The organism is Granulicatella balaenopterae (assembly GCF_900111135.1).
In the GTDB taxonomy this organism is placed as follows: domain Bacteria; phylum Bacillota; class Bacilli; order Lactobacillales; family Aerococcaceae; genus Granulicatella; species Granulicatella balaenopterae.
In genome coordinates, this window is record NZ_FOGF01000052.1 from 1 (window position 1) to 11405 (window position 11405).

Consider the following 11405-nt stretch of genomic DNA (forward strand, 5'->3'; position numbering starts at 1 on the left):
AGAATATAGATAAAAAGAAATGCATAACAAAGTTTGATGATTGCTATAAAAAAGAAAAAGCCCTAATCGAATGGATTAAGGCTCATAAGATTAAAATATTAAACAGCGGAATTAAAATAGCTTAACAATTTAATAATAAGGGAGATTGATTGTACTTCCTTGCTGAAAAGCAGAAATTTACCGCTAATGTGGTCGTTGGACTGCTTGGTAATGAAAGTTCTGATTTAAATAGATTTATACTTGTAACTCCAAAGTCTGAAAATGATGTACGATTACAAGCTACACTTGACAATCAGAACACCATGGGCTTGCCCGTGGGAGCAGTCAGAGTTAATAAAAATAAAAAGAAGGGAGGATTATGATGCAAAAAATAAAAACAATGGAAGAATTAAATCAAATGGTATCCGAAAAAGAGCTTGTATTATTATATGTTAGTAGTCCGAATTGCTCAGTATGCATGGCAGACAAACCACGTGCAATTGCATTGGCTAATGAATTAGCAGTGCCAATGGTTGAAGCCAATGCGGTTGATGCGTCGGAAATTAGAGGGCAGTTTAATTTATTTACAGCGCCGGTCATTATTTTATTTTTAGAGGGGCGTGAGATTTACCGTGCAGCAAGAATTATTGATTTTAATGAGTTAAGGTATCGTGTGAATCAAGTGCAAGAAGCTTTGCGTTAATTGCGAAGTGTTTTTTGAAGTGGTAGATTTTTACTTAATTTATTAGTAGCTACGGCTTCGGTTTGCTTTTTGCGTTTTAGTTTGCTGGTTCTTGTATTTCGGTTTGCTTTTTGTATTTTTATTTGCTGGTCTTGCGGTGCATGAAGGCTTTGGTTGGCGGATTAAAGGGGTTCGCTATCGTATAAGAGAGACAGGATTTATTTTTAGGTTTATTCGCTTGACTTTTTGTATATCTAGGTATATTATCTAACCATATTAGATAAATAAAAAAGGAGGGTGTACAATGGCTTCAGAAGAACAAATAGAATTCATTATTACTCAATATCGCCAATCTTGTCCGCACACATTTTGGAAGAAGAATGATACTACCAATGTTGGTTTAGGTGCGGTGATTCGTTGTTTAATGAAGCATGATGGCAAAGCAACTTCAGGTCAAATTAGCGAAGAAATGAATGTTTCAACTGCACGTGTCGCAGCCTTATTAAAGAAGATGGAACAAAGAGGGTGGTTAGTTCGTGAAAAGGATGCTACTGATAAGCGAATTACTTTAGTGAAGTTAACATCAGAAGGAATGGCGATTGGTGTAACGATGCGTAAGAATATCCGTCAACAAATTGCTACGTTAATTGATGAGATTGGTGTTGAAAAATTAATGGATTTTATGGAAACTAGAGCAAAAATTTTTGAATTAGTTGATCACTCGAAGTTTTGGTTACATTAAAAGCTCATGCTATTTTATGAGCGTAATAGACACATCATATATCTAACCAAGTTAGGTATTAGAAAAGGGGAAAATTTTATGATTAAAATTATGAAATATTTAAGCAAAAAAGAATGGGCATTAATGCTTGTGTCATTAGTGTTCTTGATTGCTCAAGTAGGTTTGGATTTAACCATTCCGGATTATATGTCAAAAATCACGATGGCTTTACAATCTGCTGATAGTGCAATGGGTGATATCTATCAATATGGTGGTATGATGATTTTGTTAGCATTTTTAAGCTTGTTTGCTTCTATTATCACTGCATTATGTGCCACTCGAATCGCAACTGGTTTGGCGGCAGAATTAAGAGAGCTTTTATTTAAAAAGGTACAGTCATTTTCAATGGTGGAATTAGGTCAATTTTCAATTCCTAGTTTGATTACACGCTCAACGAATGATATTACTCAAGTTCAAAAGGTGATTGTATTAGGCTTACAGTTAATGGTAAAGGCTCCAATTATGGCAACGTGGGCGATTCTTAAAATTTACGATAAAAACTTTGACTGGACATTATCAACTGGAATTGCGGTTGTAGTGTTATTGGTAGTGGTCTTTGGTTTGGTATTAGCATGTATGCCAAAATTCAAAAAAATTCAACGTTTAACCGATGATTTAAACCGTGTTACAATGGAGAATTTATCAGGATTACATGTTGTTCGTGCATATAATGCTGAAAACTATCAAGAAAGTAAGTTTGAACAAACAAATGAAGCAGTGACACAAACTAACCTTTTTACAACACGTACAATGTCTTTTATGATGCCAACTATTCAATTCGTTATGAATACTTTGGTGTTATCTATTTATTGGTTAGGGGCAACGTTAATTAATAATACAAGTAATTTACAAGGCAAAGCAGGTCTTTTTTCAGATATGCTTGTCTTTTCGCAATATGCCATTCAGGTTGTGATGGCTTTTATGTTATTGGTAATGATCTTTGTTGTATTACCTCGTGCAAGTGTAGCTGCTGGCCGTATTAATGAGGTGTTAGAGACTGAATTATCGATTAAAGATGGTGAAGCAACAGAAGGCTTACCTGATGTATATGGTGAAGTTGAATTTAGAAATGTTTCTTTCAAATATCCAGATGCTGAAGAATGCGTCTTGCGTAATATTTCTTTTACTGCTCATAAAGGTGAAACTGTTGCTTTTATCGGTTCAACTGGTAGTGGTAAGTCAACTATTATTAATATGATTCCTCGTTTTTATGAAGCAACTGTTGGGGAAGTCTTGGTTGATGGTGTGAATGTTAAGGATTACAAACAAAAAGCTTTACGCAATAAGATGAGTTATATTTCTCAAAAGTCAGTCCTATTTAGTGGGGATATTCAATCAAATATTTTATATGGGGAAACCAGTAAAGTGCCCAACTTTGAAAACTTATTAGCTAGTGCCATCGAAACAGCGCAGGCTAGTGATTTTATTAATAGTATGGAAGAAGGATACCATAGTGAGGTTGCTCAAGGAGGCGAAAACTTCTCCGGTGGTCAAAAACAACGTATCTCCATTGCTCGTGGAATTGCAAAGAATCCAGAAATTCTTATTTTTGATGATTCATTCTCAGCACTAGACTATAGGACTGATCGTGAATTACGTAAAGCTCTAGATGAAAACTGTAAAGATGCAACACGTTTAGTTGTAGCTCAACGTATTGGTACAATTCGTGATGCAGATAAGATTATTGTTGTGAAAGACGGTGAAATGGTTGGTATGGGTAAACATCATGAATTAATGGAAAATTGTGAGGAATATCAACAAATTGCCCTTTCTCAATTAAGTAAGGAGGAGTTAGCCTAATGAGTAAACAAATAAATAAACAACCAACAAGTCAAAAAACAACTACTGCTAATGAAAAAGCTCCTAAAGCAATTGCTTCAACTTGGAAAAAAATCCTACATTATTGTCGCGAATATACAGTTCCATTTGTAGCATCTGTTGTCTTTTCAATTATTGGTACAATCCTAATGTTAATTGGACCAGATAAGTTATCTGAAATTACCGATTTAATTGCGGATGGCTTTATGAGGGGAATTGATTTAAAAGCTGTTCAAAAAATAGGGATTACTCTTTTAGTTATTTATGCAATAAGTTTCGTGTTATCATCATTGAAAGGTTGGATTATGAGTACAGTAACGCAACGAATTTCTAAAAAGATGCGTCGTGATATTAGTACCAAAATTAATCGATTGCCAATGGGATATTTCCATCATACAACTTCTGGAGATATTTTATCGCGTGTAACGAATGATGTAGATACATTAAGTCAGTCTTTGAATCAAAGTATCGGAAATTTACTGTCATCATTAGTGCTATTCTTTGGTAGTTTAGTAATGATGATATGGACAAATGGGTTGATGACTTTAGCAGTATTAGCGGCAACTGGTTTGGGTTTTGTCTTCATCATTATTATTATGAAGCACAGCCAAAAATATTTTAAACAACAACAAGCTCATCTTGGAACATTAAATGGCCAAATCGAAGAAATTTATGGTGGTCAAATAATTGTGAAGGCTTATAATGCCGAAGAAGATGAAGAGCGAACTTTCAAAAAAATGAATGAACAATTACGTGTGAGTGCTTTTAAAGCGAATGCCTTATCTAGTCTAATGATGCCGATTATGGCTTTTATTAGTAACTTTTCATATGTTGTTGTCTGTGTTGTTGGGGCAACATTAGTCTTAAATGGGCATATTAACTATGGGGTAATTGTGGCGTTTATGGTGTATGTTCGTTACTTTACACAACCTTTAGGGCAAATTGCTCAAGCTATTCAAATGCTACAATCAGCAGCTGCAGCAGGAAATCGTGTCTTTGAATTTTTAGAAGCAGAAGAAATGCCAGTTGAAACCGATCGTGCATTGAAATTAAATGATACAAAAGGTCTTGTTGAATTCGAGCATGTTCAATTCGGTTATACACCAGACAAAGTAATTATTAAAGACTTCTCTGCAGAAGCAAAACCGGGTCAAAAAGTATCAATTGTTGGTCCTACAGGTGCTGGTAAAACAACGCTAGTAAATCTATTAATGAAGTTCTATGATATTCAAAAAGGTGATATCAAAATTGATGGTGTTTCTATTAAAGATATGACAAGAGAAGAGGTGCATAATCAATTTTGTATGGTATTACAAGATACTTGGTTATTTGAAGGGACAATCCGTGAAAACCTAATTTATTCAGGTGAAAATGTGTCAGATGAGACAATGATTGAAGCTTGTAAAGCAGTTGGATTGGATCACTTTATTCGTACTTTACCAGATGGATATGATACTGTCTTAGATGCGAAAACTAATTTATCTCAAGGTCAAAAGCAACAATTAACCATTGCACGTGCTATGATTGATAATAAACCAATGCTTATTTTGGATGAAGCAACAAGCTCAGTTGATACACATACTGAATTGCAAATTCAAAAAGCAATGGATGATTTAACAGTTGGTCGTACGTCATTTGTGATTGCTCATCGACTATCTACAATTAAAAATTCTGACTTAATCTTAGTCTTAAAAGATGGTGATATTATCGAAACAGGTACCCATGATGAATTATTAAGTCAAAATGGTTTTTACGCTGAATTATATAATAGTCAATTCGAATAAACCTTAAAAAGAGCATCAAATAAGGGTGTACGAAAATAATCGTACCAAATAAAGAAAGAAAAAGCTGGCAAGAATTACTTCTTGTCAGCTTTTTGTGTATATTTATTAATTAAATACTCGATTAAATTTAGACAGTTCCCATAAAAATAATTAAGTGTTTGGTTTTCTTGATCTAAAGTGCGGACACCTGAATCTACTACAAAGGATAAGTCACTTTCTTTAGTGAAGCGACTTTTAGGACTAGCTGTAATACTAATGACATGTCCACCAAGACGATGGCATTCCTTGATTTTTGCTAGACCATTTTTATTTTCACCTGATTGCGAAAAAATAATTAAGTCATGTGGCGTCTCATCTGATACTAAATCAATATTTACACCATCTAGATTAATAGAGTAGACATTTTTATAGAGTAATTTACGATAGGTGTAGTTTACTAAGAATTGACAGAAACCTTCACCATATAAGTAAATTTTGCGATCACTAAATGCTTCACGGAAATAATCATCAATCTCATCCCAATCTTTATTAGCTGTGACATAAGGAAGCGACTCTACAGCAGGGTCATCTTGTTTTGATATACGCTCAGATAACACAAATAAAAATTCTTTAAAGTTACGACAACCCGCTCTCTTTGCTAGTCTACTAATAGAAGAGGCTGAAGTTTCATTCATTGTAGCAATATTACGAATATCTAAATCTTCTTTATCTTGAATCATCGTTAAAATTTTTTCAACAATTTCTTCATCGCCGGGTTTAAACTTACTATGAGGGAATAATTGATTAATATAATAGATTTTTGTCATAAAACGCACCTTCTTCGAAAATATTTTCAAACTAGAATAAAAAAAATAAATTTATCAAATACAGAAATCGCTTACTAACTATATTATACTACTGTTTTTTAGAATTACAAATATATTTTCATGACAAATCTAATATTTATTCAAATTTTAACGTAAATGGTTTCAGAGAGGTTGAGTTGATAATGTTTTTAGGAAGGAACTCTATAGAAAAAAACGAACATTATGAAAATAGTCTTGAAGAATTGCAGAACGTTTAACAATTTTGACTATATTTGTTAGAATGAAGTAAATTGGAGGGTTCTTTATGAAGATAATTGGTTTAGTAGGTTTAGCAATATATTTTGTCGTGTTGCTTTTTGCGGTGACGCGTGAGAAAAAGAATGAGAATATTGAAGATTTTTTCTTTGGGAAAAGGTCTTTGTCTTCAATCGCTTTAGCTATTACTTTTGTGGCTAGTTGGTGGGGAGCGGGTTCAGCTTTATCGACGGCTGATTTGGCTTATCAAAATGGGTTGAGTGCTTTTTTATATTATGGGGCACCTGTTTTGATTTCAACATTTTTAATGATTTTGGCTGCTAAGAAGATTCGGGCAGTAGGTTATTTGACGCAAGGGAAGATGATGGAGGCGCGATATAATAAGGCGGTTGCTAAGATGTTATCCTTGATGATTTTGACATTTATGGTGATTAACGCCGCTTCACAAATGGTCGGTGTAGGTGACTTTTTCGGTTCGTATTTAGGAATTTCATATGAATGGGCGATTGTTTTAGGGACGAGTATTGTCTTAGTGTATTCGATGTTTGGTGGATTTCGTGCGGTGGTCTTAACGGATATTATTCAATTTATATTATTAACGATTTCAGCACTATTGGTATTTGTTGTAGCGATGTATTATGCTGGAGGTTGGAGTGGTATTAGTCAAGAAGCTCAGGTGTTAGATAAGCCGGGCTATATGAATTTGTGGACTAATGCTTCTACTTATTTTGTTTATATAGTGACTTTTGGCTGTTCATGGATGATCCAAGCGAATGTTTGGCAACGGATTTCTGCTGCTAAAAATAAAGATGAGGCTAGAAAGATGACAATTATCTCGTTTTTCGTCTATATTCCCTTGTATTTAATCGTGGTATTGACGGGGATGGCGGGATTGGTATTGTTCCCAGATGGTGCGCCTAATGGGGGAGTTGTTAGTGCAATTACGATGAATTATATGCCAATTTTGTTAGGGGCGTTTGTCTTTGTCGGGATTTCAGCGGCGATTATGTCGACAATGGATTCTTTAATTAATACGGCGGCGATGACGATTGCGATTGACTTAACCAAAGAGAAGACTGAAGCTAGTTGGCAATTGAAGATTTCACGAATTGCGACGGTGCTAGTGACGGTGGTGGCTTTTGTGATTGCTGTTAGGATTCGTTCGATTTTGGCCGTATCGTGGATTGCTTCAGATGTGATTACGACGGGGGCTTTTGTGCCATTAGTTGGTGGTTTTTTCTGGCGCAGAGGTAATTCAAAAGGTGCAATGAGTTCGATGGCTTTTGGCTTAGTCTTTAGTGGGTATAATTTGTTGATTAGTTTGGGGATTCCTTTACCAAGTTTTTGGCAACAAGCTTCAGCGACTCAGATGCTTTTAGGTGTAGGTGTGGCTAGTATTTTGTATATTGGTGTAAGCCTACTTACGGAACCTGAATATCAAAAAGCAGATCAATTCATTGCGTTAAGTAAATAAGTCACTAAGAAATCTCGATCAAACTAGTTTCGTGAGTAAGTTAAGTATATAAATGCGCTATGAAATCTCGATATTCTAAATTTTGTAGTTCAAATCAATCAAATAGAGGTGACATATGGAAATTCAACAAATAACAAATCTTTATCAAATGGATTTAGAATTAATAGTTGGTCAATTGGAATGGTATGTGACTTTTGATAAAAAGTATGAATTATATGACTTTATTGATTCAGCTGATTTTTTACGACCTTTGCCAAGTAATCAAGTTAGTTTTTATCATTATCCAAGTGGTAAGGTGTATACTCCTTTTGCAAAGCAAGTCGGTGTAGTGATTGATGAGCGTGTTAGTTTTTTTGACGATTGTATTTATTTTTGTGTGGGAGATTTCAATCAAGGTTTGGTAACGATTTATCAGTATCAAATGCGCAGCAAGGAATTGTCAGAAATAACCAGCTTTTCAATGGCAGAAATATGTTTGTATAATCTGCAAGTAGGATTCGAACCGTTAATGATTTTTTCGGAAAATACCGCACTTGACATTTATTATCCCGAACGTCTAACTATTGAGCTAAAACCTAATGAAAGTTTTGTTTGTAAAAAGGATGGAAAGTATTATTTTACAGCTTGGGTAGAAGAAAAAATATCAGACGACGATTATTACTGCTACGAATTATATCGCATCAAAAATAAAAAAGGTGAGCTAGTAGAAGAAGGCCGTGGTATGATAACGCAACTACCAAATGGGAATTATATTATCGGATAAAATAATGAATAATTTATTCAATTAACCACAAAAAATGGAATAATAAGAAGAAGACTGCATAAATTAATTTTGTGTGGTCTTTTTTATATTAAAGTTCAAAAAGCAAACATATTTCCTTTGAATACATATTCAAAAAAATGTATAATTGCGACATATTTAAAAGGGAGGTTATGGAATGAACAACATGATAAAAAAACATTTAGTAAATGTTATGGGTATATTAATGACAATTTGTGGTATAGCCACATTTGCAAGCTATTTACAAAAAGATATTGGTATTGTGCAAGCAACAGAAGAAAGACATGATCACTACCAAGATTCATGGTTATCAAATATTGATTCAGCGGTTGAAGAAATTGATCAACCAACATTACCAGCAGGAGCAAGTGTCACAAACAATTTATTTACACTACCGGATGGAATAAAGATTGATCCAACCGAGAATCGTCAAACCTTCTATATTATGGATGTGTCTGAAAAGTATAAAAAATTAGTTGATGAAGCTTCTAAAAATACTGATTTTCCAAATGCATACATTACTTTATCTGTTAAAATCGTTAATAACATTGTTGATGAAACAACAGTATATGCACGTTTAGTAGAAAAAGGAACTAATAAAGAACTGGAAACTTTAGAATTAACAAAAGATAGTAAGAAAGTTGGCTTCAAGAAAATCAATGCTCACTTAGCAGATTTTCAACCTAAAGGAGGACCTAAAGGAGATTGGCGTTTATTCTTTAGTTTTGAGAATACTTCTACAATGACTTTTATTAATATTAGTGGTGGTGTTCCAGGTGCTTCAACAGTAATTTATAAGATTGTTGCAGATACTAAAGGGAGAATTGGAACACAAGGAAAAGTTGAACAACAATCAGAGACTTTATGGAAAGCAGTTATTCCAAAATTAATTACTATGAAAACGAGATATATGTTAGCAGACGTTGAAAATCCTACTTTTGATTTATCAAATAAAGAAAAATATGAAAATCTTAAATATGATGAAAAAATGTTTGTACAAGGTAATTTTAATGGTAATTTAGGAGATAAATATACACCAATGCAAGTACGCAACTTTAAAGGTTATGAATTATTTAAAGAAACGAATGTACAACCATTAGTAGGTGATGAGTATAAAGTGGGAGAATATTACTGGAATACTGCATGGGCTCCATATGGTCTTAAAGAATTAACTAAAGTAACCGATATTACTGGTAGTGGTTCTATAGAAGTATATACGGTTAATCCATTTACAAATGTTGAACTAATTGGTGACCAAGAAACTGGATACTATGCAATTAAGGAAGATAAACTAAAAGTTATTGGACCAAAGTTTTTTGATACAAGTCATGATAATCCAGAAGAATTCTTAAAAGTATATCAAACACCAATAATTAGACCAGGAGAATATAATACTTTTATTGATTCACCTGATACTGCTAAAGAAAATGTTCAATTCAAAACAGATTCTAATGATCAATGGGTTATGGATAAGAAAAAATGGGATTTTGCAGCAGCTTACCCAGTCACTTATAATGGTAAAATTTGGGCAAGAGGTACAAATGAATCAAGTAAAAATGAGACTAACGCTACAAAAAAAGTTCCTGTTTATCGCACTAAATCAGTTGATCAAAAAATTAATGCGGATAAAAAAAATCCACCTTTAATGAATAATGGTTTCTATAGTAAGAATACACAAATAGAATCAGACGAAGAAGTATTAACAGCTAATTTTGTGATGCCATGGAGAAAAAATCCAGCTGGTATCGAGGGAAGAGAAGGTATTGGTGGAACTACATTAGTTGCAGGGAATAAAGGTTGGATGGATCCAGTTGTTTATCCAAAAGGTTTCGAAGGACGTTTCGGTCAAAAATCTGTACCATTAAAAAATGAATTAATTCCACATGAGCCTAAAGTATATTATTATGTACCGCAAGGAAAAGTATTTGTTCAATATAAAGATGAAGACGGAAATACTATTAAAGAACAGCAAACAGTGATTGAAGAACAAAATTCAGGTACTGATTATAATGCTGGTGGATCATTCCAATTACCGACAATTACAACTGAAGACGGTACTATTTATGAAATAACACCAAAAGTAGAGTATTCATCACAAAGATTAAAAGATATCGATACTCCAGTAGGAACAGCAACAGAACCAGAAGATGGAACAGATAAAATTACAGGAAAAGTTATTGCAGCAACTAATCAAATAATTACGTATATCTATAAAAAAGTACCAGCTACAATGACTATCCAAAAATCAGTAACAAAAATTACTGACAAAAATGATAATGAATATAAAGATCAAAAATATCATACCATCGGTGACAAAATCTATTATGCCTTTGAAGTAACGAATACCGGAAAAGTTACAATTAATGAAGTTACTTTCAACGATGAATTATTAGGCATGACAGATCAAAAAGTCACAGTTACAATTGAGCCTGGTAAATCATATACTTATCAAGTAGAATCTCCATATATCATTACTCAAAAAGATTTACAAAATGCAAAAGGTAAAATTATTAATATCGTAAAAGCTACAGCAACTACACCTAATGGAGGAAAAATTCCTGAAGTTTCATCAGAAACAGAAACTCCAGTAGAACCTAACCCATCAATCAAGCTAGAAAAAACAGCTGATAAAACAAACTTAGTTGTAGGTGAAACAGTTACTTATACATTTACTGTCACAAATACAGGTAATGTAACCTTAACTAATGTAACTGCAACGGATGATAAATTAACTCCATCTACTATTACATTAGAAACAACAACTCTAGCTCCAGGTGAAACAACAACTGGTACTGGAACATATGTTGTAACACAAACTGACGTTGACAATGTCAAATTAGTCAACACAGCAAAAGTAACTGGATTACCACCAGTAACACCAGAAAATCCAACTCCTACACCAGTAGAGAACGAAGATCAAAACATTATTTCTAATACAAGTAACCCATCAATCAAGCTAGAAAAAACAGCTGATAAAACAAACTTAGTTGTAGGTGAAACAGTTACTTATACATTTACAGTAACAAATACAGGTAATGTAACCTT

Annotated in this window: 8 protein-coding genes; 7 read left to right on the forward strand and 1 reads right to left on the reverse strand. The window is 33.6% G+C overall.

The genetic code is table 11. The features are described 5' to 3' along the window. The first annotated feature begins 361 nt into the window (after positions 1-361). The 4 genes from BMX09_RS09050 (at position 362) to BMX09_RS09065 (ending at position 5044) form a co-directional block, all read left to right on the forward strand. Positions 362-682 (forward strand): thioredoxin family protein, encoded by a 321-nt coding sequence (locus BMX09_RS09050; RefSeq protein ID WP_089747891.1) that lies wholly within the window; start codon positions 362-364, stop codon positions 680-682. Between the two features lie 283 nt (positions 683-965). Further along, entirely contained in the window at positions 966-1403 is a 438-nt protein-coding gene (locus tag BMX09_RS09055; RefSeq protein WP_089747892.1) for a MarR family winged helix-turn-helix transcriptional regulator, read from the forward strand. 78 nt (positions 1404-1481) lie between these two features. After that, on the forward strand, positions 1482-3242 hold the full coding sequence (locus BMX09_RS09060; protein ID WP_089747894.1) for an ABC transporter ATP-binding protein: 1761 nt from the start codon (positions 1482-1484) through the stop codon (positions 3240-3242). Next, positions 3242-5044 carry an ABC transporter ATP-binding protein gene (locus tag BMX09_RS09065; RefSeq protein WP_089747897.1) on the forward strand — a complete coding sequence of 601 codons (1803 nt, stop codon included), beginning with the start codon at positions 3242-3244 and terminating at the stop codon, positions 5042-5044. The genes BMX09_RS09060 and BMX09_RS09065 overlap by 1 nt, the downstream gene beginning before the upstream one ends. Before the next feature lie 74 nt (positions 5045-5118). Here the strand turns inward: BMX09_RS09065 and BMX09_RS09070 are convergent, their stop codons facing one another. After that, complete coding sequence (locus BMX09_RS09070; protein ID WP_089747899.1) at positions 5119-5850, reverse strand: MurR/RpiR family transcriptional regulator; 732 nt, start codon at positions 5848-5850, stop codon at positions 5119-5121. 304 nt (positions 5851-6154) lie between these two features. Between BMX09_RS09070 and BMX09_RS09075 the strand changes: the two genes are divergently transcribed. The 3 genes from BMX09_RS09075 to BMX09_RS09085 all read left to right on the forward strand — a co-directional run. Beyond that, entirely contained in the window at positions 6155-7579 is a 1425-nt protein-coding gene (locus BMX09_RS09075; protein WP_089747901.1) for a sodium:solute symporter family protein, read from the forward strand. A 115-nt stretch (positions 7580-7694) separates the two neighbouring features. Continuing rightward, entirely contained in the window at positions 7695-8342 is a 648-nt protein-coding gene (locus BMX09_RS09080; RefSeq protein WP_089747903.1) for a hypothetical protein, read from the forward strand. Between the two features lie 175 nt (positions 8343-8517). Continuing rightward, positions 8518-11405 (forward strand): DUF7507 domain-containing protein (locus tag BMX09_RS09085; protein ID WP_143054401.1); only part of this gene is annotated, 2888 nt, incomplete at its 3' end.